22 protein-coding genes, 1 tRNA gene and 1 pseudogene are annotated in these 20980 nt (G+C 63.5%); 19 read left to right on the forward strand and 5 right to left on the reverse strand.

Features of this window, described 5'->3' with window-relative positions; translation table 11 throughout:
* Positions 1–43: 43 nt before the first annotated feature.
* Positions 44–376 (reverse strand): hypothetical protein, encoded by a 333-nt coding sequence (locus AC8GDA_RS02125; protein ID WP_506556671.1) that lies wholly within the window; start codon positions 374–376, stop codon positions 44–46.
* Between the two features lie 83 nt (positions 377–459).
* Positions 460–535 (reverse strand) — tRNA-Arg (locus tag AC8GDA_RS02130).
* Positions 536–585: 50 nt separating this feature from the next.
* On the opposite strand from AC8GDA_RS02130, the gene dusA reads away from it, so the two are divergent.
* The gene (gene dusA, locus AC8GDA_RS02135) at positions 586–1650 is read left to right on the forward strand and encodes a tRNA dihydrouridine(20/20a) synthase DusA (protein ID WP_506557174.1); all 1065 of its coding nucleotides are present in this window, start codon (positions 586–588) and stop codon (positions 1648–1650) included.
* Here the strand turns inward: dusA and AC8GDA_RS02140 are convergent.
* Both AC8GDA_RS02140 and wrbA read right to left on the reverse strand, forming a co-directional pair.
* Positions 1626–1841: pseudogene (locus tag AC8GDA_RS02140) on the reverse strand (DUF2069 domain-containing protein); the annotation flags it as partial. The gene dusA and the pseudogene AC8GDA_RS02140 overlap by 25 nt on opposite strands.
* Positions 1842–1927: 86 nt before the next feature.
* The gene (wrbA, locus tag AC8GDA_RS02145) at positions 1928–2539 is read right to left on the reverse strand and encodes an NAD(P)H:quinone oxidoreductase (RefSeq protein WP_506556672.1); all 612 of its coding nucleotides are present in this window, start codon (positions 2537–2539) and stop codon (positions 1928–1930) included.
* A gap of 97 nt (positions 2540–2636) precedes the next feature.
* Here wrbA and AC8GDA_RS02150 point away from each other — a divergent pair, with 97 nt between their 5' ends.
* The 6 genes from AC8GDA_RS02150 to rlmD are packed head-to-tail and all read left to right on the forward strand — an operon-like array spanning position 2637 to position 7843.
* Complete coding sequence (locus tag AC8GDA_RS02150; protein WP_506556673.1) at positions 2637–3110, forward strand: CBS domain-containing protein; 474 nt, start codon at positions 2637–2639, stop codon at positions 3108–3110.
* On the forward strand, positions 3107–3856 hold the full coding sequence (gene surE, locus AC8GDA_RS02155; RefSeq protein WP_506556674.1) for a 5'/3'-nucleotidase SurE: 750 nt from the start codon (positions 3107–3109) through the stop codon (positions 3854–3856). Before AC8GDA_RS02150 ends, surE begins: the two co-directional genes overlap by 4 nt.
* Positions 3835–4623 carry a protein-L-isoaspartate(D-aspartate) O-methyltransferase gene (locus AC8GDA_RS02160; protein ID WP_506556675.1) on the forward strand — a complete coding sequence of 263 codons (789 nt, stop codon included), beginning with the start codon at positions 3835–3837 and terminating at the stop codon, positions 4621–4623. Before surE ends, AC8GDA_RS02160 begins: the two co-directional genes overlap by 22 nt.
* The gene (locus tag AC8GDA_RS02165) at positions 4620–5588 is read left to right on the forward strand and encodes a peptidoglycan DD-metalloendopeptidase family protein (protein WP_506556676.1); all 969 of its coding nucleotides are present in this window, start codon (positions 4620–4622) and stop codon (positions 5586–5588) included. The genes AC8GDA_RS02160 and AC8GDA_RS02165 overlap by 4 nt, the downstream gene beginning before the upstream one ends.
* Positions 5589–6407, forward strand: coding sequence for a 3'-5' exonuclease (locus tag AC8GDA_RS02170; protein ID WP_506556677.1), 819 nt, complete (start codon positions 5589–5591; stop codon positions 6405–6407). It abuts the gene before it with no gap.
* Complete coding sequence (gene rlmD / locus AC8GDA_RS02175; RefSeq protein WP_506556678.1) at positions 6368–7843, forward strand: 23S rRNA (uracil(1939)-C(5))-methyltransferase RlmD; 1476 nt, start codon at positions 6368–6370, stop codon at positions 7841–7843. Before AC8GDA_RS02170 ends, rlmD begins: the two co-directional genes overlap by 40 nt.
* 17 nt (positions 7844–7860) lie before the next feature.
* Here the strand turns inward: rlmD and AC8GDA_RS02180 are convergent, their stop codons facing one another.
* Positions 7861–8559 (reverse strand): Bax inhibitor-1 family protein, encoded by a 699-nt coding sequence (locus AC8GDA_RS02180; protein WP_506556679.1) that lies wholly within the window; start codon positions 8557–8559, stop codon positions 7861–7863.
* Between the two features lie 157 nt (positions 8560–8716).
* Here AC8GDA_RS02180 and ndk point away from each other — a divergent pair, with 157 nt between their 5' ends.
* The 12 genes from ndk to AC8GDA_RS02240 all read left to right on the forward strand — a co-directional run bounded on the left by ndk (position 8717) and on the right by AC8GDA_RS02240 (position 20979).
* The gene (gene ndk / locus AC8GDA_RS02185; protein WP_506557175.1) at positions 8717–9145 is read left to right on the forward strand and encodes a nucleoside-diphosphate kinase; all 429 of its coding nucleotides are present in this window, start codon (positions 8717–8719) and stop codon (positions 9143–9145) included.
* 31 nt (positions 9146–9176) lie between these two features.
* A complete protein-coding gene (gene rlmN / locus AC8GDA_RS02190) occupies positions 9177–10259 on the forward strand; it encodes a dual-specificity RNA methyltransferase RlmN (protein ID WP_506556680.1) in 1083 nt (360 codons plus the stop codon).
* A complete protein-coding gene (gene ispG / locus AC8GDA_RS02195) occupies positions 10252–11499 on the forward strand; it encodes a flavodoxin-dependent (E)-4-hydroxy-3-methylbut-2-enyl-diphosphate synthase (protein ID WP_506556681.1) in 1248 nt (415 codons plus the stop codon). Before rlmN ends, ispG begins: the two co-directional genes overlap by 8 nt.
* A complete protein-coding gene (gene hisS, locus AC8GDA_RS02200) occupies positions 11499–12821 on the forward strand; it encodes a histidine--tRNA ligase (protein WP_506556682.1) in 1323 nt (440 codons plus the stop codon). The genes ispG and hisS overlap by 1 nt, the downstream gene beginning before the upstream one ends.
* The gene (locus AC8GDA_RS02205; protein WP_506556683.1) at positions 12811–13464 is read left to right on the forward strand and encodes a YfgM family protein; all 654 of its coding nucleotides are present in this window, start codon (positions 12811–12813) and stop codon (positions 13462–13464) included. Before hisS ends, AC8GDA_RS02205 begins: the two co-directional genes overlap by 11 nt.
* A 2-nt stretch (positions 13465–13466) precedes the next feature.
* The gene (locus tag AC8GDA_RS02210; RefSeq protein WP_506556684.1) at positions 13467–14657 is read left to right on the forward strand and encodes an outer membrane protein assembly factor BamB; all 1191 of its coding nucleotides are present in this window, start codon (positions 13467–13469) and stop codon (positions 14655–14657) included.
* Between the two features lie 19 nt (positions 14658–14676).
* Complete coding sequence (der, locus tag AC8GDA_RS02215; RefSeq protein ID WP_506557176.1) at positions 14677–16050, forward strand: ribosome biogenesis GTPase Der; 1374 nt, start codon at positions 14677–14679, stop codon at positions 16048–16050.
* Between the two features lie 59 nt (positions 16051–16109).
* The gene (hfq, locus tag AC8GDA_RS02220; RefSeq protein ID WP_506556685.1) at positions 16110–16346 is read left to right on the forward strand and encodes an RNA chaperone Hfq; all 237 of its coding nucleotides are present in this window, start codon (positions 16110–16112) and stop codon (positions 16344–16346) included.
* 59 nt (positions 16347–16405) lie between these two features.
* Positions 16406–17509: a GTPase HflX gene (hflX, locus tag AC8GDA_RS02225; protein WP_506556686.1), complete on the forward strand. Its 1104-nt coding sequence runs from the start codon at positions 16406–16408 to the stop codon at positions 17507–17509.
* A gap of 17 nt (positions 17510–17526) precedes the next feature.
* Entirely contained in the window at positions 17527–18861 is a 1335-nt protein-coding gene (gene hflK, locus AC8GDA_RS02230) for an FtsH protease activity modulator HflK (protein ID WP_506556687.1), read from the forward strand.
* The gene (gene hflC / locus AC8GDA_RS02235) at positions 18862–19737 is read left to right on the forward strand and encodes a protease modulator HflC (RefSeq protein ID WP_506556688.1); all 876 of its coding nucleotides are present in this window, start codon (positions 18862–18864) and stop codon (positions 19735–19737) included.
* 66 nt (positions 19738–19803) lie between these two features.
* Positions 19804–20979, forward strand: a complete 1176-nt coding sequence (locus AC8GDA_RS02240) for an ATP phosphoribosyltransferase regulatory subunit (protein ID WP_506556689.1) — start codon at positions 19804–19806, stop codon at positions 20977–20979.
* The last annotated feature ends 1 nt before the right edge of the window (position 20980 follow it).

Genomic DNA, 20980 nt, shown 5'->3' on the forward strand with positions numbered 1-20980 from the left:
CCCGCCGTTTTTTTTGAATGCCTCACGGCAGGGGTTCCAAGCATCACGGCCGCGGCGCCCGCGGGCTTGGCTTGTAGGCCGCACAGTGCTGGTCGTAATAGTTCTGGACGAACTCTCTCTTGATGATGCCCCGATTGCTGAGCTTCTTGCCTCGAACAAAGACCACGTTTTCCACGTACTCCTTGAGTTCAATCTTGGTCATCTCGGGGTAGTACCAGCGATAGCGACCCTCGAGTGCCTTGGCCCAAGCGTTGTAGTCCTGGTTGGCCCCCTTGGCGGCGGCCGCGCATGTGGCCATGTCGATGGTGCCCATGGGCGATGTGTCCGGAATGCGCTGGGCTGCTGCGGTCGAGCAGGCTGCCAGGCTGGCCAACATCAGGCTGAGTCCTCTCATGCCATGCATGGGTGCGGGGTGTGGTTCATGAACTGGTCTGGTCTTGGCTGCTCTTGGATTGGGGCTGGCGCCTCCGGCACGAATCGAACGTGCGACCCTCTCCTTAGGAGGGAGATGCTCTATCCACTGAGCTACGGAGGCCAGGCACAACACTTCAGGGTCTATCTTAAACTCGCACCATGACGACGCCCATCCCCGCCGATCCACTCGCACAGGCGCGTCGACTGTCGGTCGCACCCATGATGGACTGGACAGACCGTCACTGCCGATTCATTCATCGGCTTGTTGCGCCGCAGGCCCTGCTCTACACCGAGATGATCACCACCGGTGCCATCCTGCATGGGGATCGGCCCAGGCTGTTGGACTTCAATGGCTCGGAGCATCCCGTGGCCTTGCAGCTCGGTGGCAGCGAGCCGAGCGATCTGGCCCAAGCGGCTCGCATCGGACAGGACTGGGGGTATGACGAGATCAATTTGAACTGTGGCTGCCCAAGTGAGCGAGTTCAGCGTGGGGCCTTTGGGGCCTGCCTGATGCGAGAGCCACAGTTGGTGGCCGACTGTGTGTCGGCCATGCGTGAGTCCGTCTCGGTTCCAGTCACAGTCAAGCACCGAATTGGTGTGGATGCGGAGGACGACCTTGATTTCGTGATGCGCTTCGTGGAGGTGCTCGTCTCTGCGGGCTGCGGTGTCTTCATTGTTCATGCCCGCTCGGCCATTCTCAAGGGCTTGTCGCCCAAAGAGAACCGAGAGATTCCGCCCCTGCGTCCCGATGTGGTGCGATTGCTCAAGCAGGCCTTTCCACAGGCCAGCTTCATTGGGAATGGTGGCCTCACCACGTCCGATGAGGCCCTGGCCTGGATGGCGCCGGATGGCGGTCGGCCGGGCGTCGATGGCGTCATGCTGGGCCGTGCGGCCTACCATGACCCCTGGATTCTTCAGCAACTCTCGCGACGGATTTGGGCGCAAGCCGATGGGCACAGTCCGGTGCCGCGCAGCCGCGAGGACATCTTGCCGGCCTTGGAGGATTACTTTCAGATGCAACTGGCCAGGGGCGTTCCCGGCAAGGCCATGGGCCGGCACTGGCACGGGCTGCTTCATGGGCAGCCTGGCGCACGTCACTGGCGCCGGGCCATCTCCGAGGGTGAGTCGCCAATGACCATTTGGCGACGATATGCCTTGGCCGAGAGCCAATTGGCTGCTGCCACCAGGAGCGAGAGCACCAGCCAGCCGGCGGCCAGCCACTGCTCTGTGGGCTGAAGGCTCGCCACTCGCACCAGGGCCTCACAGGCGTAGAACCAGATCATCAGTGATAGCCATTGCATGCTTCGGCGACGGCTTTGAATCAGGCCAGGCAGCACCAGCAGCAGTGGCAGGGTCTTGAGCCAGAGCAGTGAACCTTCACGGATCGGGTCCCAGGCGGCCTCCCAGGCCACGCCGTAGATCACCATGACGACCACGAGCACTGCATGAATGGGGCCCCAAGGCGCGGGCAGCAGCCCGCCCCTGGGGGTTGGGCTTGGGGTGTCGGATGGGTTCAAGGTGCTCGGGCTGCCTTCAGTGCCGCGGCCACTTCGGCGATGCGGCGGCCTTGGGCCTTCGCGAGCCTGCGCTCCTCGTCGGTGACCGGCCGCCGGCCGTCGGCGCCCGCCACATGGGTGGCACCGTAGGGCGTGCCCCCGGATTGCGTGGCGGACAACTCAGGTTCGGAGTAGGGCAGGCCGACCAGCAGCATGCCGTGGTGAAAGAGCGGCATCATCATCGTGAGCAGGGTGGTCTCCTGCCCGCCATGCAGGCTGCCAGTGCTGGTGAAGACGCCCCCGGGCTTGCCGGCCAGGTCTCCGGCGAGCCAGTTCTGGATCGTGCCGTCGAGGAAATACTTCATGGCGGCCGACATGTTTCCGAATCGGGTTGGCGAGCCGAGCAGGAGTCCATCGCAATGGCGAAGGTCGTCTGGCTCGGCATAGGGTGCGCCCTCGGCGGGCACCGGTGGTTCGGTGGCCTCAGGGGATGCAGACACACTTGGCACGGTGCGAAGCACTGCCTCACAGTTCGGGATTGTTTCCACCCCTTCGCAGCAGGCCTCGGCCAAGGCACGGGTGGCGCCATGGCGGCTGTAGTACACAACAAGAATTCGAGTGGAAGTCATTGCCTATCATAGCCATGAAAACACCGACGCCAAGCGGTGCTAGCATGGTCGCGAACAACAATGATGCAAAGCCGCCAAGCGCGGCAAAGGGGGCGCCGTGAAGGTTCGAGAGATTCTCAAGGTCAAAGGGAACATCCTTTTCACCGTTGGTCCGGACACCCTGTTGTCAGACGCGGTGATCACCCTGGATGAGCAAGACATCGGATCACTGGTGGTCATGTCAGAGGGCCGGCTCGCAGGCATGCTGACCTTTCGTGAGGTCAATCGTGTCATGGCCAAGCGACTTCGAGAGAACCTGGCGGGCCCCACGCCCACCATGGCCCAGATTCTGGTCAAGGAAGTGATGAATGCCTCCCCCACTGTGGCCTCACCAGAGATGACGGTCGATGAACTGCGGGAGGTGATGAACGCCTGTGGGGAGCGTTACCTGCCGGTCATGGATGGCGTCGAACTGTTGGGCGTGGTCTCTTTCCATGATGTTGCTCGCGCGGTGCTCGAGGCTCAGAATTTTGAGAACCGGATGCTCAGGGCCTACATCAAGGATTGGCCTGGCGAAGAGAATCCATCTTGAGAATTCTGGTCTCCAACGACGACGGCTATTTTTCTCCCGGCATTCAAGCCCTGGCTGAGGCCATGCGTGGCTTTGGCGAGGTCACCGTGGTGGCGCCAGAAGCCGACCGGAGCGGCGCGAGCAATTCACTCACACTGGATCGGCCGCTCTATGTTCGGCAGTCGGCCAACGGATTTCACTACGTCAATGGCACGCCCACCGACTGTGTCCACGTGGCCATCACGGGCTTTCTGACGGAACGTCCAGACCTGGTGGTCTCCGGCATCAACAATGGCCAGAATGTGGCCGAGGACACCCTGTATTCCGGCACCGTGGCTGCGGCGATGGAGGGCTTCCTGCTCGGCATCCCGTCGGTGGCCTTCTCATTGGCCGACCGTGGATTTGGCCATCTTGACACCGCGGTGCATGTGGCCCAGCGGTTGGTGGCAGGCCTGATTCAACAGCCTTTCTCGGCACCCAAGCTGCTCAATGTCAACATTCCGAATGTGCCCCTGGGCAGCCTCAAAGGCTACCGGGTGTGTCGGCTTGGCCGTCGGCATGTGGCCCAGCCCGTGGTCCGGGTGGCCTCTCCGCGTGGAGAGCCCATGTTCTGGGTGGGTGCGCCGGGTGCCATCAAGGAGGCCGGGCCCGGAACCGACTTCCATGCCCTGGCCAATCAAGAGGTGGCCATCACGCCCCTGCGTGTCGACCTGGGTGACACCCCTGCAGCAGAGGAACTCTCGGAGTGGCTCGAAGCCCTTCCCTAAAGCCGGGTGACCGCCGGGTTGCCCCGGAGCCCAAGCCGCTCGAGCCCAAATGGGGTGGCCGTCGCCCGGCCCCGCCATCCGAACCCCCGTCCGAGAACCAGGGCCTGGCCAGCGAGCGGCTGCGTGCACGGATGGTCGAGCGCCTTCGGCAAGCTGGCATCGCAGACGAGGGCGTCCTTCGTGCGATGGGTGAGCTGCCTCGGCATCGGTTTGTGGATCCCGCATTGGCGAGTCGAGTCTATGAGGACACGGCCCTGCCCATTGGCTACCAGCAGACGCTCTCGCAGCCCTTTGTGGTGGCGCGTTCGCTTAGCCTGGCCCGTGCATATTGTCGGGCGTCGGGCGGTGTTCAAAGGGCCTTGGAGGTGGGCACGGGCTGCGGTTATCAGGCGGCCGTCATGGCCAGCCTCTTTCCCACGGTTGCATCCATTGAGCGCATCGAGGGCCTGCATCAGGATGCTCGCCGAAACCTTGCACCGCTTGCCCTGTCGAATCTTCATCTCTTGCTGGGCGATGGTCTTCAGGGCTGCGAGGCCATGGCGCCCTTCGAGGTCATGGTCCTGGCCGCGGGCCTGCCTGACATGCCACGCGAATTGTTGAGACAATTGGGCACGGGCGGCGTGATGGTGGTGCCGTTGGGCTGGCCCGACCAGCGACTGGTCGTGGTGCGCCGTGGGCTGGATGACCAGACGGGTGCGCCTGTTTTTGAGCGGTTCGAATTCGATGCAGTGCAGTTTGTGCCGATACTGAAAGGTGTTCAACGATGATTGATGCAGTGCTGCGACGACATCGCGGACCCACCTGGGCATGGCTGGGCTTGTCTCTGGCCTTGTTGGCTGGGTGCGCCCAGTTTCAGGCGCCGTCACCGATTGAGTCTCGCAAGGTCGGGGCTGCCAAGCCCGCAGACCAGCGCACTGCGAGTGGTCGCGCTTTGGCCGACTTGGCTCCGGTTCCAGAGGGCTTTTACCGTGTTCGGCGCGGCGACACGCTGGTGGGCATCGCCCTCGAGCACGGCGTGGACTGGCGTGAACTGTCTCAGTGGAATCGGATCGACAATCCCAACCTGATCGATGTGGGGCAGGTGCTTCGCGTTCGCGAGCCCAAGCCAGAGCAGCCTGCATCCTCCAACACGCTTGCGCAGTCTGAGCCGATTCAGAGTCGCCCCTCCACCATGCAGATTCGTCCGCTGGAGGGTCGCCCGGTGGCCTCAGGCATGTCCTCCGATCAGCCACCCGCAGCCAATGAAACCATCACGGAGGTGGCGCCCTCTGTTCAGCCTGGATTGCCCACCGCACCTGCAGATCCCACCATGGTGGCGAGTGCCCCCACCAGCCTGCCGGAGCAGGCGGCAACGCCCCTGGTGACTAACCTGCGCTGGGGATGGCCGGCCAATGGCCAAGTCATCACCGGCTTTTCAGACGGTGGCAGCAAGGGCATTGCCATTGCCGGTGCGCCGGGTGAGGCAGTCTTCTCTGCTGAGCAGGGTCGGGTGGTCTACAGCGGCAATGGCCTGCGGGGCTACGGGAACCTGGTCATCGTGAAGCATCCAGACGACTTCATCACCGCCTATGCCCACAACCGCAGCATCCTGGTGAAAGAAGGCCAGACCGTGAAGCGAGGTCAGAAGATTGCAGAGTTGGGCATGTCGGATGCCGACAAGCCCATGCTGCATTTCGAGGTTCGCCGAGGCGGCAAGCCGATCGATCCGATGTCGGTCTTGCCGTCGCGCTAATTGACGCCCGTTCTCGTTTTCGACCTGGAGACGATCCCCGATGTGGCGGGCATTCGTCGGCTGGGCCTGGCACCCGAGGGCCTGGATGATCGAGAGACGGTGGCCCATGTTCAGGCGGAGCGCGCTGCCAAAGGGCAGGGCGAGTTCCTGCCGCTCTACCTGCAGCGCGTGCTCACCATTGGGTGCGCCTTTCGCGACCAAGAGGGCTTTCGCGTCAAGTGCCTGGGGGATGTCTTCGGGGCGGAGGATGCCGACGAATCCCAGCGCATCCGACAATTCTTCAATGCGGTGGAGCGGCACGTCCCCCAGTTGGTGACGTGGAACGGCGGCGGCTTTGACCTCCCGGTGTTGCACCATCGGGCCATGCTGCATGGCATCGTGGCCCCCCAGTACTGGGACCAGGGCGACCACAACCGCGACTTCAAGTACAACAATTACCTGAGCCGCTACCACAGCCGTCACCTCGATCTCATGGATGTCCTGGCCAACTTCAGTGGTCGGGCCAACGCACCACTCGATGCCATGGCCCAGCTCTGTGGATTTCCTGGCAAGCTCGGCGAAGACGGTGCCAAGGTCTGGGATGCCTTTCTCGATGGCCGCGCCGATGGCGTGGCGGCCTACTGTGAGACCGATGTGGTCAACACCTATCTGCTCTATGTGCGTTTTCAGACCATGCGGGGCCAACTCTCCGCCGAGGCCGCCCGCGAGGAGATGCGCCTGGTTCGTGCGTCGCTCTCGGCCAAGATTGGTCAGCCAGGAGAACTGCTCGAGGGCAATCATTGGACACGTTTCTTGGACGCCTGGACCACGGATCTCTGAGCATGGGCCGCAGAACCATTGGAGCGCCCAAGCCGCTGCGGCGCATGGGGCCGCTTCGAATTGAGTCGGTTGACCTGGAGGCCCAGGGCATCGCGCGGCACGAGGGCAAGGTCGTCTTTGTGGCGGGCGGGCTCACCGGCGAGGATGTGATGGTCGAGGTGCTTCGCGAGCGACCGAGTTACATCAAGGCCCGGGCGGTGGAATGGCGCTCGCAATCTCCCGATCGGGCCACGCCGCCCTGTCCGCATTTCGGGGTGTGCGGTGGCTGCAGCATGCAGCATGCGACGCCCTCGGCCCAGGTGGCCATCAAGCAGCGTGTCCTCGAGGACAACCTCTGGCACATCGGCAAGCTTCGGCCCGCAGAGGTGCTCTCGCCAATCCGGGGGCCATCCTTGGGCTATCGGGCGCGCGCGCGGCTGTCGGTTCGGTGGGTCGACAAAAAAGGTGGGCTGCTCGTGGGCTTTCGCGAACGGGCCAGCAGTTATGTGGCGCAGATGGACACCTGTCGAGTCCTGCACCCTCGGGCGGCCAGACTGCTGCCCCTGCTGCGGGACTGCTTCGCGAGCCTGTCGACGGCCAGAGACATTCCGCAGGTCGAACTCGCCGTGGGCGAGGCGGACGTGGCGGCCGTGCCCGGCGATGTCCTGGTCTGGGTCATCCGACACCTGGTCGCCTTGCCGCCTGGGGACGAGGCCACGCTTCAGGCGTTCGCCGATGTCCACGGGGTTGTCTTCTGGTCTCAGGCGGGTGGCCCGGCCACGGCCATGCCGCTGTGCTGGCCGGGCAAGTCCCGTGCAGACCCTGCAGCGATGCCTGGCCTGTTCTACGCCCTGCCGGCCTTCAGCATTCGGATGCCGTACTCGCCGGTCGACTTCACCCAGGTGAACTTTCAGATCAATCGCGTGCTGGTGTCCAGGGCCATCGGCCTGTTGGAGGTCTCGGATGCCCATCGCGTGGCAGATTTCTTCTGTGGCCTGGGCAATTTTTCGCTGGCCCTCGCGCGCCGGGCAGGTTCGGTGGTGGGCTATGAGGGGAGCGCCGCGCTCATTGCGCAGGCCGCACGGGTGTGCGAGGCGCATGGCCTGCAGGCACGGGCTCGGTTCGAGGCGGTGAACCTATTCGAGATCGACCTTGCGTGGCTCCAAGGCCAGGGTGAGTTTGACCGCGTGCTTCTGGACCCACCCCGTGAGGGCGCGCAGGCCCTGTGCGAGGCCTATGCCGCCTGGTCTCTCGAAGGCGGAGGGCCGGATCGCATGGTCATGGTGTCTTGCAATCCGGCCACCCTGGCTCGAGATGCGGCCATTCTGGTGCATCAGGGGGCCTGGTCACTGGACCAGGCGGGCATTGTGAACATGTTCCCCCAAACGGCTCATGTGGAATCGATCGCCGTCTTCAAAAGAAAACCGGCCGAGGGCAGCGCCGCACGGCCGGTTTGAGCGGTTGGTGCAGAGACTTACTCGCGACTGCCACCGCCAAAGAGCGACACCAGCAGCACGACCAGGTTGCTGAAGATGTTGTAGACGCTCAGGTAGACCGACAAGGTGGCACTGACATAGTTGGTTTCACCACCGTTGACGATGCGCTGAAGGTCGACCAGCAGGAAGACCGAGAAGATCACCACGGCCAGCAGAGAGATGGTGAGCATCAGGGCCGGCATCTGCAGCCAGATGTTGGCAATCGAGGCCACGATCAGCAGGAGCACGCCCAAGAACAGGAATTTGCTCATGCTGCTGAGGTCCTTCTTGACGACCGTGGACAGTGAGGCCATGCCAAAGAAGATGACACCGGTTCCACCCGCGGCCACGGCGATGATCTGGCCGCCGTTGCCCATTCCAAGGGCCACGCTCAGGATGCGGGAGAGCATCAGGCCCATGAAGAAGGTGAAGCCCAGCAGCAGGTAGACGCCCACCACGCTGTGCTTGGTGCGCTCAATGCCATAGAAGAAGGCAAAGGCAATTCCCATGAAGAGCAGCATGCTGATGAGCGGGCTGCCCTCGAACAGCGAGAAGCCCACTGACATGCCCACCCAAGCGCCCAGCAAGGTGGGCACCATGGTGGCGGCCAGCATGAGGTAGGTGTTGCGCAGGACACGGTTCTGACCCGCGCTTTGGACGCGGCCAGTGGACTGCAGGTCATTCAGTTGCGGGATCATTGCGAAAGTTCTCCTTTAAGAGATGTGATTCCAGCCTCTATAATCTCAGGTTTAGTTGACAAATCAAGGCATTTTGCTTTGATTACAACCCAAGCCCATGGGTTTTAGACGGGGTTTGGGTCAAATAATTCCAACCGTTTTCAAGAAAGTGACTGTCATGCCAGTGGAGCGCACCCTGTCCATCATCAAGCCCGACGCCGTGGCCAAGAATGTCATCGGCGAGATCTATTCACGTTTTGAGAAGGCGGGCCTGAGGGTGGTCGCTGCCCAGATGATGCATCTGTCTCGGGCGCAGGCCGAGGGCTTCTATGCCGTCCACCGTGAGCGTCCCTTTTTCAAAGACCTTGTCGACTTCATGGTTTCTGGGCCTGTGATGATCCAGGTGCTCGAGGGCGAGGGGGCCATCGCCAAGAACCGCGACCTGATGGGCGCCACCGACCCCAAGAAGGCCGCGGCAGGCACCATCCGAGCCGACTTCGCAGACAGCATCGATGCCAACGCCGTGCACGGCTCCGATGGCCCCGAGACGGCCCAGCAAGAGATCGCCTTCTTCTTCTCCGGCTTGTCGGTCCACCATCGGGGGTAAGGCGCTCGGGCCCGGTCCGGCGGGAACGCTCATGGTGAACCTCTTGGACTTCGGGCCCCAGGCCCTTCGTGATTGGGTGGTGTCGATCGGGGAAAAACCCTTTCGGGCCACCCAGCTTCAGAAGTGGTTGCATCAGTCATGCGCCACCGATTTCGAGGACATGACCAATCTGGCCAAGGCGTTCAGGGGGAGCCTGGCGGACATCGCCGAGATTCGCTCGCTGCCGGTCTTGGCGGACCAAACTGCCGCCGATGGCACCCGGAAATGGCTGCTCGATGCCGGACAGTCCAATGCCATCGAGACCGTCGTTATTCCCGAGGACGATCGCGGCACCCTGTGCATCTCTTCTCAGGCCGGCTGCGCCGTCAACTGCCGTTTCTGCTCCACGGGCCATCAGGGGTTTGCTCGAAACCTCACGACCGCTGAAATCATTGGTCAGCTGCACATGGCCAACCGGCTGCTGGAGCGGCCAGTGACCAATGTGGTGATGATGGGCATGGGCGAGCCGCTGCTGAATTTCGATGCGGTCTTGCCGGCGCTCGAACTCATGCTCGATGACAACGCCTACGGTCTGTCGCGCAGGCGGGTGACAGTCTCGACCTCGGGCGTCGTGCCCATGATGGATCGACTTGCCCAGGCCTGTCCGGTGGCCCTGGCGGTGTCGCTTCACGCCTCCACCGATGCCCTTCGCAACGAACTTGTGCCCCTGAATCAGAAGTACCCGTTGGCGGAGCTCATGTCGGCCTGTCGCCGATATCTCGAGGTCGCTCCCCGAGACTTCATTACTTTTGAATACGTGATGCTCGAGGGCATCAACGATTCAGCGGAGCAGGCCTGGGCACTGATCGACCTGGTCACTCGCGAGGCGGTGTCCTGCAAGTTCAACCTCATTCCTTTTAATCCATTTCCGGGCTCAGGCCTGAAGCGCTCGCGGCCGGAGACGATCCGCATGTTCGCGAACATTCTCACGGAGGCCGGCTTTGTGACGACCATTCGCCGAACCCGCGGCGATGACATCGATGCGGCCTGTGGCCAGCTCGCGGGTGCAGTCCAAGACCGAACCCATGTCCAACAGCGCATCCAAATCCAACGCGAGGTGAGCCGTCATGTCTAGCCAGCCTTTTGCCTGCGGCCCTGCCGAGCGACGCATCACGCAGCAGGTGCATGTCACCTGGGGAAGCAGCCATGTCTCAATTGGCGGGGGTGCGCCCGTGGTGGTGCAGTCCATGACGAACACCGACACGGCCGATGCCATCGGCACGGCCATACAGGTCAGAGACCTGGCCTTTGCAGGCTCGGAGCTCGTTCGCATCACGGTCAATACGCTGGAGGCAGCCGAGGCGGTTCCGGCCATCCGCGATCAGCTCGACAAAATGAACTGCCAGGTTCCCTTGGTCGGCGACTTCCACTTCAACGGGCACAAGCTGCTGGCCCAGGTGCCTGCATGCGCCGAGGCGCTCTCCAAGTATCGAATCAACCCAGGCAATGTTGGCCGCGGCAGCAAGCGCGACACGCAGTTCGGCGCCATGATCGAGGCCGCCCAGCGGCATGGCAGGCCAGTTCGAATTGGCGTGAACTGGGGCAGCCTCGACCAAGACCTGCTGGCCCGGCTCATGGATGAAAATGCGGGCCGGCCCGAGCCCTGGGATGCGCAGGCCGTGATGCGTGAAGCCTTGGTGACATCCGCCATCGAGAGCGCAGAGCAGGCGGTCCAGTGGGGCATGGGCCGCGACCGAATCACCCTGTCGGCCAAGGTGTCTGCGGTTCAAGACCTGATCTCTGTCTATCGCGCCCTGTCTCGGCGCACCGACTTCCCACTGCACCTGGGCCTCACCGAGGCTGGGATGGGCAGCAAGGGCATTGTGTCCTCCTCCGCGGCCATGGGCGTGCTGCTGCAAGAGGGCATCGGCGACACCATTCGGGTCTCCCTCACGCCAGAGCCTGGTGGCGATCGGCGCAAGGAAGTGGTGGTGGCCCAAGAGATGCTTCAGGTCTTGGGCCTGCGGGCCTTCACGCCCTTGGTGATTGCCTGCCCGGGCTGTGGCCGAACCACCTCGACGTTCTTCCAGGAATTGGCCGACAAGGTGCAGGTCTATCTCCGGGATCAAATGCCGGTCTGGCGCAGGCAGTACCCGGGTGTGGAGTCGATGAATGTGGCGGTCATGGGCTGCGTGGTCAACGGGCCTGGCGAGAGCAAGCACGCCAATATCGGCATCTCGCTGCCGGGCACGGGCGAGCAGCCCGTGGCGCCGGTCTACATTGATGGCGAGCGGGGCCCCACACTCAAGGGCGATCGCATTGCCGAGGAGTTTCAGGCGCTCATCGAGGATTACGTGGTGAGGCGCTACGGCTGATGGACAAACTGGTGGGCGTGAAGGGCATGAACGATCTGCTCCCGGAGCAGATGCGCCAGTGGGAGCGGCTGGAGGCCGCCGTGGCCGAGACCTTTCGGCTCTATGGCTATGCCGCCATCCGAACCCCGATTTTGGAGCCCACCGCCTTGTTCGTGCGCGGCATTGGCGAGGTCACCGACATCGTCGAAAAAGAGATGTACACCTTCACCGATGCCCTCAATGGTGAGCAGCTCACGCTTCGGCCCGAGAACACGGCAGCCGTGGTGCGCTCGGTGATTGAGCACAACCTGCTCTACGACGGCCCACGGCGCCTCTGGTACTTCGGCCCCATGTTTCGCCACGAGCGTCCTCAGAAGGGGCGGTATCGGCAGTTCTATCAGTTTGGCGTGGAGGCCCTGGGCATGGCTGAGCCCGAGGTCGATGCCGAGCAGCTGCTCATGATCTGGCGTCTCTGGGATCGCCTCGGCATTGCGCCAGCAGACCGGCCTCAACTGCAATTGAACTCCCTGGGCTGCACCGAGGAGCGGCTGGCCCACCGTGCGGCCTTGGTCGAGCACTTCACGCGCCATGCGGGCCTACTCGATGAAGACGCCAAGCGACGCCTGCAGACCAATCCCTTGCGCATCCTGGACACGAAGAACCCGGCCATGGCCGAGGTGGTGCAGGGCGCGCCCACCCTCGATGCGTTTTTGGGGGAGGCTTCGCGCACCCATCAAGACCGTGTCTGCCAGGCACTCGCCGATGCGGGTGTTCCGTTTGTCATGAACCCTCGCCTGGTGCGCGGGCTCGATTACTACAACCTCACCGTGTTCGAATGGGTCACGGATCGACTCGGCTCGCAGGGCACGGTCTGCGGGGGCGGACGCTACGATGGGCTGGTGGCCCAGATGGGTGGCAAGCCAGCGCCGGCCTGCGGCCTGGCCCTGGGTGCAGAGCGACTCCTCGCGCTTCTGGAGGAGGTAGCGCCCATGGCGCCTGCGGCCCCCTTGGATGTCTATCTGGTGAATTGGGGCGACGAGGCTGCCGCGGGTGGCCTGCGGGCCATGTCGGTGGCCGAGACCTTGCGCGCCCAGGGGCTGCGGGTGCTCATGCACACCGGTGGCCAGACTGTGAAGTCTCAAATGAAGAAGGCCGATGCCAGTGGCGCAGCCTTCGCAGTGATTCTCGGAGAGGCCGAGCGTGCGGCTGGCCTCGTGGCGGTCAAGCCACTGCGTGGCGACCGAGAGGGCGGGCTGGCCCAGCAGACGTTGGCGCCATCCGAGGCCGCTGGCCTGATTCGACGTGAATTGGTTTCTCAAGGAGGCAGTGACCGTGCGGGATGATCTCGAGCAACAGGAACAAATGGACGCCCTGCGGGGCTTCTGGCGTGAGAACCGTCGCTGGATTCTCTCGGTGTTCATTGTGATTGGTGGTGGCTGGGCGGGTTACCAGGGCTTCCTCGCCTGGCAGGGCAGTCGGGCCGTGGCGGCCACGCAAATGCTCGAGCGCATGGAGGCTGCGCTGGCTGCCGACAAGCTCGAGGAGGCCGAGGCCCATGGCCTGCTCCTTCTGAAGGAGCATGGCAGCTCCACCCATGCGAGCCTGGCTGCCTTGCGGCTTGCACGTGTTCATGTGGCCAGCGGTGCCCTCGACAAGGCACTGCCCATGCTGGCCCATGCAGCCAAGAGCTCCGATGACTCCATCGCCTGGATTGCCCGCGTGCGTGCAGCCACGGTGCTCATGGACCTTGACCGATTGCCAGACGCCCTTCAGCAGTTGGAGGGTGAGCCGCCCGCGGCCGCACTGGGCATGGTGCAGGATCGTCGAGGCGATGTGCTCTCGCTCATGAAGCGTTGGGATGAGGCCCGGTCTGCATGGGAGGCTGCACAGAAGGCCCTGCAGGCCAATGCCGAAGACGCGCGAGGCGCTGAGTTGGTGGCGCGTAAACTCGCGTCATTGGACGCCTTTGCCCAAACAGGACAATGAATATGCTGAAGACTTGCTCGTGGCGCTGGATTGCAGTTCCCCTCTGTTTGGGCCTGGCGGCCTGCTCGAGTGGCAGCAAGCCCAAGCCCGCGAAGCTCACAGACATCTCGCCCAAGATCACCATTCAAACCGTCTGGACAGCCGATGTCGGCCGTTCCCCGCGCATCGGTGCAGGCCAGGGTGCGTTCTCGCCCGTGGTCTCCGAGGGCCTGGTGGTCTCCGCGAATCGGCAAGGGGTGGTCCACGGCATCGAGAAGGCTTCGGGCCGGGTGGTCTGGCGCACCGACCTGAAGGGTCCGCTGGCCGCAGGCGTTGGCACGGGTGGTGGGTCGGGCGAGGGCAGCTTCGCCGTGGTGACCGTGGGTGGAGATTTGATTCTGATTGATGCCAAAGGCGAGGTGCGCTGGCGGGTGCCCATGGGTGGGGTGGGCCTGGAAAAGCCTGTGATCTCAGGCGGTCATGTGGTGGTGCGGCTGGCCGACAACCGGGTGGCCGGATGGGACTTGGCCACTGGAAACCGGCGCTGGGTCTTGCAACGCACACTGCCCACACTGGTGCTGCACGGACAGTCCGGCCTGCGAAGCCTGCCGACCGCAGATGAGGCCTCTGCGGCTGAACTTATGGGGCCAGGCGATCTCCTCGTGGGCCTGCCTGGGGGTCGTTTGGTCTGGGCGAGCGGCACCAATGGCGCCATTCGATGGGAGTCCCAGTTTGTGACTCCGCGCGGCAGCAATGAGGTGGAACGCATCTCCGACATTCTGGGTGCCCCCATCCTTCAGTCCGATCGCATTTGCGTGGCGGCCTATCAGACCCAGGTGGGCTGCGTCTCCGCCGAGACCGGCCGGCCGATCTGGCAGAAGCGTTTCGATGCCGCCCTGCCGGCTGCAGTGGGCTCTGGCCTTCTGATCGCGGCCGACAGCAGCGACCGCATCCAGGCCTTCGACCTCCAGTCGGGCGACCTGCTCTGGCGCCAGGAGGGCCTCTTCCTGCGTGAAGTCACCGGGCTTGCGGTCGACGCCCGAGCGGCCTGGGCCGTGGATGCCGACGGCCACCTGCATGCCATGTCGCTCACCACCGGTGAGTTCATCGGGCGCATCCGGCTCGATGGCCCCTTGGCAGGTCCGATCCGGCTCGGCAAAGAGGGTCTTCTGGTTCAAACGGCCAGTGGCCGACTCAGCTTCCTTCGCCCCTGAGGTGACCGCCAGCAGCCCGGTGGCCGCCAAGCCTGTGGTGGCCCTGGTGGGCCGCCCGAACGTGGGCAAGTCCACCTTGTTCAATCGCCTCACGCGCTCTCGAGATGCGCTGGTGGCGGACATGCCGGGGCTCACCCGAGATCGTCACTATGGCGAGGGTCGACTCGGCCCGAGGCCCTACCTGGTCATTGACACGGGCGGCCTCGAGCCCGTGGCCAAGTCAGGCATCTACGCCCAGATGGCGCGGCAAAGTCTGCAGGCTGTGGCGGAGTCTGACGTGGTGGTCTTTATGGTCGATGGCCGGGCCGGCGTGACCCCCCAAGACCTTCAAATTGCCGAGCAGTTGCGTCGGAGCGGTCGGCCGACGGTGCTGGCTGTGAACAAGCTCGAGGGCCTTACGGGAGAGGGACGCACAGGGGAGTTCTATGAGCTGGGGCTCGGTGAGCCACTGCCGATGTCGGGCGCCCACGGCGATGGTGTTTACAGCCTCATCGAGGCCGCACTGGGTCGGCTGCCGGCGCCGGTCGAGGAGGCCGCTGGCGAATCCACCGACGATGACATCGACCCGACCCTGGGCATGCCAGCCAGTGGGCTGCGTGTGGCCATTGTGGGCCGCCCCAATGTGGGCAAGTCCACCCTGGTGAATGCCCTCCTGGGAGAGGAGCGGGTCATTGCATTTGACATGCCCGGCACCACCCGAGATGCGATTGAGATTCCGTTTGAGCGGCAGGGTGTTCGGTATCGTCTGATCGACACCGCGGGACTACGACGCAAGGGGCGTGTCTTCGAGGCGGTGGAGAAGTTCTCTGTGATCAAGACCCTTCAGGCCATCGAGAATGCCCATGTGGCGGTCTTGCTGCTCGATGCCCAGCAGGACATTTCTGATCAGGACGCCCACATCGCCGGCTTTGTCACCGAGTCTGGCCGGGCCCTGGTGGTGGGCATCAACAAATGGGATGGTCTCGACCCCGTGGCCCGAGAGGAGGTCAAGCGGGTGGTGCAGCGCAAGCTTCCTTTTCTGTCTTGGGCCCGTTTTCATTACCTCTCAGCCCAAACGGGTCACGGCATCGATGGCCTGATGAAATCGGTGGTCTTGTCGTATCAGGCGGCCACGCGAAAGCTCTCCACCCCCAAGCTCACGCGGGCACTTCGAGAGGCGGTCGAGCGACAGCAGCCGCCACGAAAGGGGCGTGTTCGGCCCAAGCTTCGGTATGCCCACCAGGGTGGCCAAAACCCACCCATCGTCATCGTGCATGGAAATTCCCTGGACGCCGTGAGCGACGTCTATCGCCGTTATCTGGAGTCACAGTTCCGGCAGCGTTTTGACCTCGAAGGCACACCCCTTCGAATTGAATGGAAGAATTCCAAAAACCCCTACGCACCGAAGGAATGAACCAAGGGAATCAAAGCGCTATAGTGAAGTCATAACTAAAACACCCCTGGAGTCTGTTCATGACCAAGAATGTAGGACAAGCCCTGCAAGATCCCTTTCTCAATACCCTGCGCAAAGAGCACGTCTCGGTGTCGGTCTATTTGGTGAATGGCATCAAGCTGCAGGGGCACATCGAGTCCTTCGATCAGTACGTGGTGTTGCTCAAGAACACCGTGACCCAAATGGTCTACAAGCACGCCATCTCCACGATCGTGCCCTCGCGCGCGGTCAACTTCACTGCTGAGCCCGACGCCTGAGCGACCTCTCCAACCTGGCCGTCTCGCCAGAGGCGGCGGTCTCCAAGCACCCCAAGACGGTGGTGGTGGCCCTGCAGATCGGCCGGGATGAACCGCCAGACCTTGGTGAGATCCAGGCCTTGGCCGAATCCGCCGGTGCCAAGGTGGTGCAGGTCGTCATGGGCCGGCGAGACCGCCCCGACCCCGCCTTTTTTGCCGGCGGCGGAAAGGTGGAAGAAATTGCCGCTGCATGCCTGGCTCACCAGGCCGAACTGGTCATCTTCGACCACGAGTTGAGTGCCGCCCAGCAGCGCAACCTCTCACGGGCCATCGGTCGGCGGGTGATCGATCGGGTGGCGCTCATTCTCGACATCTTCGCCCTGCGGGCCCGCAGCCATGAGGGAAAGCTGCAGGTGGAATTGGCCCAGCTCGACTACCTTTCGGCCCGTCTCGTACGGGGTTGGACACACCTCGAACGCCAGCGTGGTGGCATCGGCATGCGCGGGCCGGGTGAGACCCAGCTCGAGACCGACCGGCGGCTCATCGGCAACCGGGTTCGGCAGCTCAAGGCACGGCTGGCCGTTCTTGCCAAGCAGCGCTCCAACCGCAGGCGTGCGAGGGCCCGGGCGGGAACGTTGAACGTGTCTCTGGTGGGCTACACGAACGCCGGGAAATCCACCCTCTTCAATGCCCTGACCCATGCTGGCGTGCTGGCCGTTGATCAATTGTTTGCCACCTTGGACACCACCAGCCGTCGCGTCTTTCTGGCGCCAGAACAGTTCATGGTGTTGTCCGACACCGTGGGCTTCATTCGGCAGCTTCCGCACACCCTGATCGAGGCCTTCCAGTCCACACTCCAGGAGGCGGCCGACGCCGACCTGCTCATTCACGTGATGGATGCTTCAGACCCCGAACGGTTCTCCCAGCAAGACGCCGTGGAGCAGGTGCTCCGGGAGGTCGGTGCCGCAGATGTCCCTCGCGTAGAGGTCTTCAACAAGATCGATCTAGCGGGATTAACCCCACGGGTGGAGCGAGACCCCCATGGTAGGATCTCCCGGGTCTGGCTGAGCGCTGCAACCGGCGAGGGCCTTGGTGGCCTGCGGTCTGCGGTGGCCTCTCACGGATGGCCAGCGTTTCCAGCAGAGGAGTCCAGCGCCGCAGTTGCGGAACGGGCATTTATATGACGACAAGAACACTTCAAATGATCAGAGGCTTTTCCCAGTTGATGTCGCTTGGTGATCCCCGTTGGGGGAAAGACCCGGGCCCAGGTGAGTCTGGCGCAGACGGCCAGAACGATGGGGCGGGCCAGCAGCGTCCATCTGAACCGCGTCGGCCGAGCAACGGCGGCGGGCAGCCGCCCGACCTCGACGAGGTCTGGCGCGACTTCAACCGCCGGCTCAGCGGGCTCTTCGGTGGGAACAAGGGGGGCGGTGGCCCCAAGTCGCCTTGGGGCGGTGGCAATCGAGGCGGTGGCGGTGGCGGTGGCCTTCCATCCTTCCAGTTCAGCGCAGGCGTTCTGGGCGCGGGCTTTGGTGTGCTCATCCTCCTGTGGCTGGCCAGTGGCTTCTACATTGTTCAAGAGGGCCAGAGCAGCCTGGTCCTGCGGTTTGGAAAATATGAATACAGCACGGGTGCCGGCTTCAAGTGGCGTTTCCCGTCGCCCATCGAGAGCCATGAGCTTGTGAACATTGCCCAATTGAGGCAGACCACGGTGGGGTTCCGAGGCGAGCGTGCAGGCCAGAGCAGAGATTCGCTCATGCTCACCAAAGACGAGAACATGATCGACATGCAGTTTGCGGTGCAGTACCGGGTGGGCCAGCCCGAGGCTTACTTGTTCAACAACGTGCGCCCGGATGACATCGTGCTGCAGGCCGCCGAGACCGCCATGCGCGAGGTGGTCGGCCGCAGTCTGAGCGACTCCGTTCTCTATGAGAACAAAGAGGCCATCGGCCGTGAGGCCCTCACCATCACGCAGCGCATTGCCGACCGCTATCAGTCCGGCATCACCATCGTGAACATCACCATTCAGAACGTGCAGCCGCCTGAAGAAGTGCAGGCCGCCTTTAGTGACGCGATCAAGGCGGCCCAGGATGCTGAGCGGGTGAAGAATGAAGGCCAGGCCTATGCGAACGATGTGATCCCAAGGGCACGTGGTGCGGCAGACCGATTGGCCGAAGAGGCCGAGGGCTACCGAGAGCGCGTGGTGGCTCAGGCACAGGGTGACTCCGAGCGCTTCCGTCGAATCGTGGCGGAGTACACCAAGGCCCCTGCCGTGACCCGGGAGCGGATGTACCTCGAGACCATGCAGGAAGTCTTCTCGAATGTGAGCAAGGTCATGGTGGAGTCCCGTTCCAATAGCAATCTGCTCTACCTGCCGCTCGACAAGATCCTGCAGCAGACCTCGCAGGCGTCTCAGGCCGCGGCAACTGGCGGTGATGCCCCCGCAGCGCCAGCCACGGCTCCGGCGCCTGCGCCAGAGCCTCCTCGCACGGCCGCACCCCCGAGCCTGCGTGACCGTCTTCGGGAGGCCCGTTAAATGAATAAGATCTTTGCGGCGGTATCCGCCCTGGTGGCCCTCGGCCTCGTTTTCTTGTCCTGTGTCTTTGTGGTGGATCAGCGGCAGTTCGCGCTGGTCTTTGCCTTGGGTGAAATCCGCTCGGTCATCAGCGAGCCGGGCCTCCACTTCAAGCTGCCTCCCCCCTTCCAAAATGTCGTCTTCGTGGAGAAGCGCATCCTCACCATCGACAACACCGATGCGGATCGCTTCATCACCAGCGAGAAGAAGAACGTGGTGGTCGACACCTATGTGAAGTGGCGTGTTGAGGATCCGAAGGTCTTCTACACCAGCGTGGCTGGACGGGTGTCCAGTGCCGAGGACCGCATCTCCAGAGCCTTGCGGGATGGCCTGAACAATGAGATTGCAACCCGGACTGTCAACGAGGTCGTCTCCGGAGCTCGTGAGAAGGTCATGGAAGGCATCCTTACTCGCGTCTCTGAGGACGCCAAGCAGATCGGTGTGCAGATTGTGGATGTTCGGCTGCGCCGCGTCGACTTCGCGGAGGAGATTCGTGATTCGGTCTTCCGCCGGATGGAGTCCGAGCGCAAGGCCATTGCGAGCGAGCGGCGTTCTGAGGGTTTTGCAGAGGCCGAGAAAATTCGGGCCAATGCAGACCGACAGCGCGAGGGCATCCTGGCCCAGGCCTACCGCAAGGCGCAGACCATCAAGGGTGATGGCGATGCCCGAGCGGCCGCAGCCTATGCCGCCTCATTCGGGCAGAACCCCGAGTTTGCGGCCTTCTATCGCAGTCTGCAGGCCTACCGCGAGAGCTTTAACAAGCGCTCCGATGTCATCGTGGCGGATCCGCAGTCGGAGTTCTTCCGCTACTTCCGCGCTCCGAACGCGAAGCGCTAGCGCACCCCGTCGCAGCCCTGACCGCCGCCCCGATGTCTGGGCGGCGCTGTCGGGGATAATGTCGTCATGACCGCCTGGATTCTCCCCGATCAGATTTCCGACCTCCTCCCTCCCGAGGCGGCCGTCTTTGAGCGCCTGCGTCGCCGGCTCATCGACCTCTACAGCGGCTACGGTTACCAGCTCTTCATGCCGCCCTTGGTGGAATACGCCGAGTCGCTGCGCGTGACCGGTGCACACGACTTAGAGCGGCGCAGCTTCAAGCTCACCGATGCTGCATCGGGCCGGCTGCTCGGCCTTCGGGCCGACATCACGCCGCAGGCCGCCCGGGTGGATGCCCACTTGCTGGGCGAGTCCGGCCTCTCCCGGCTCTGCTATGCCGGGCCGGTGGTGCATGCAGAGGCTGCGAGCCTCTTGGCCCATCGTGAACCTTTCCAGGTCGGCTGCGAGTTGTTTGGCCATGCGGGCCTGGAGGCGGACCTTGAAATTCAAGAGCTGGCCCTGGCCTCGCTCGATGCCGCAGGCCTGGCCTCGGTTCACCTGGACCTCACCGATCGCAGCATCTTTCTGGCCCTTCGGGCCCAAGACCCTGGCCTTGCGCGCCATGAAGACCGTGTGTTGGACGCGCTGCGTTGGAAGGATCGAACGGCCTTGCGGAGCCTGTCGGCTGGCCTTGCACCCGAGACCTTGCGACTCTGCGAGGCCCTCATGACCCTGTATGGTCCCGCCACCGGTGCAGGGGGTGTGATCGAGCGGGCACGGGCGGCTCTGCCTCAGACCGATGCCATTGCGGCGGCCATCAATCGACTCGAGGCCGTGGCTCAGTCCGCCCTGTTTGTGCGCCATCCCAGTTGCCAGCTCACCATCGACCTGGCCGACCTCGCGGGCTGGCGCTATCACAACGGCATCATGTTCTCGATCCACTGCCCGGGTGTGCCCGATGCTGTGGTGCGTGGTGGCCGCTACGACGGCGTGGGCGAGGCCTTTGGCCGGGCGCGTCCGGCCACCGGTTTTAGCCTCGAGCTGCGAAGCCTTGCCGCCCTGTCCGTGCAGTCGGGTCAGGTGCAGGCCAATCCGGCCCCTGTGGCAGCACCTTGGCAGGACGACGCTTCCTTGCAAGAGGCCATCACAGCCTTGCGGCAGCAGGGTCGCGTGGTCGTACAACTCCCGAGCGCGGGCCTAGAGACTTGGTCGGGACCATGCTTGAAGCGGGTTTCAGGCCAGTGGGCCTTGGTGGATATTTAGA

The sequence above is a fragment of the Hahnella aquatica (SeqCode) genome (assembly GCF_965194505.1).
GTDB classification, from domain to species: Bacteria; Pseudomonadota; Gammaproteobacteria; order Burkholderiales; family Burkholderiaceae_A; genus Hahnella; species Hahnella aquatica.

Coding starts and splice junctions, on each gene's coding strand:
- AC8GDA_RS02125 (WP_506556671.1), bottom strand. CDS start 376: ATGTTGGCCAGCCTGGCAGCCTGCTCGACCGCAGCAGCCCAGCGCATT.
- wrbA (WP_506556672.1), bottom strand. CDS start 2,539: ATGACTTCCACTCGAATTCTTGTTGTGTACTACAGCCGCCATGGCGCC.
- AC8GDA_RS02165 (WP_506556676.1), top strand. CDS start 4,620: ATGATTGATGCAGTGCTGCGACGACATCGCGGACCCACCTGGGCATGG.
- AC8GDA_RS02180 (WP_506556679.1), bottom strand. CDS start 8,559: ATGATCCCGCAACTGAATGACCTGCAGTCCACTGGCCGCGTCCAAAGC.
- ndk (WP_506557175.1), top strand. CDS start 8,717: ATGCCAGTGGAGCGCACCCTGTCCATCATCAAGCCCGACGCCGTGGCC.
- rlmN (WP_506556680.1), top strand. CDS start 9,177: ATGGTGAACCTCTTGGACTTCGGGCCCCAGGCCCTTCGTGATTGGGTG.
- ispG (WP_506556681.1), top strand. CDS start 10,252: ATGTCTAGCCAGCCTTTTGCCTGCGGCCCTGCCGAGCGACGCATCACG.
- hisS (WP_506556682.1), top strand. CDS start 11,499: ATGGACAAACTGGTGGGCGTGAAGGGCATGAACGATCTGCTCCCGGAG.
- AC8GDA_RS02210 (WP_506556684.1), top strand. CDS start 13,467: ATGCTGAAGACTTGCTCGTGGCGCTGGATTGCAGTTCCCCTCTGTTTG.
- hfq (WP_506556685.1), top strand. CDS start 16,110: ATGACCAAGAATGTAGGACAAGCCCTGCAAGATCCCTTTCTCAATACC.
- hflK (WP_506556687.1), top strand. CDS start 17,527: ATGATCAGAGGCTTTTCCCAGTTGATGTCGCTTGGTGATCCCCGTTGG.
- hflC (WP_506556688.1), top strand. CDS start 18,862: ATGAATAAGATCTTTGCGGCGGTATCCGCCCTGGTGGCCCTCGGCCTC.
- AC8GDA_RS02240 (WP_506556689.1), top strand. CDS start 19,804: ATGACCGCCTGGATTCTCCCCGATCAGATTTCCGACCTCCTCCCTCCC.